This window comes from Caulobacter sp. 05T431 (assembly GCF_056665975.1).
In genome coordinates this window covers 1-439 of sequence record NZ_JBFTKU010000126.1, presented here as the reverse complement: position 1 = coordinate 439, position 439 = coordinate 1, and the positions used below count along the sequence as shown (strand labels likewise).

Here is a 439-nt window from a genome sequence, read left to right as displayed (position 1 = left end):
TCAACATGACCCTCGACGGTCTCTCGAAGGCCGACTCCACGGCCGTCGAACTTGTCCCGGGCCCGTTCACGGGGGGTCAGGATGCCTCGAACGTCGTCAAGAGCGTCCAGGTCGAGGCCGGGGCTCCGCTGGCCAAGTTCTCGGTCATTTCCGCGGATCCTAACGCTGACTTCGACATGTACGTCATGACCCCGGAAGGCCCGCTGACGGTCGCGACGTCCTCGGCGAGCGAATCGGTGTCCATCCCCAACCCGACTCCGGGCAAATACACGATCTACGCCAACCTGTACGCCAGCCCGAACAACCAGCCCACCAAGGCCTCGGTCGACGCTGCCGTGCTGGGCAAGGTTGTGGGCAAGTCCTCGCTGAACCCGAACCCGCTGCGGCTCACCAACGGCAAGGCCGGCACGGTCATGCTGAACTGGGCAGGTCTGGAGAC

The 439-nt window shown here is 64.7% G+C and carries 1 protein-coding gene; it reads left to right on the top strand.

Annotation, left to right across the window (positions count from 1 at the left end; translation table 11 throughout):
• The coding region (locus AC1U89_RS24810; RefSeq protein ID WP_479902270.1) for a PPC domain-containing protein at nt 1-439 on the top strand (439 nt) is incomplete at both ends.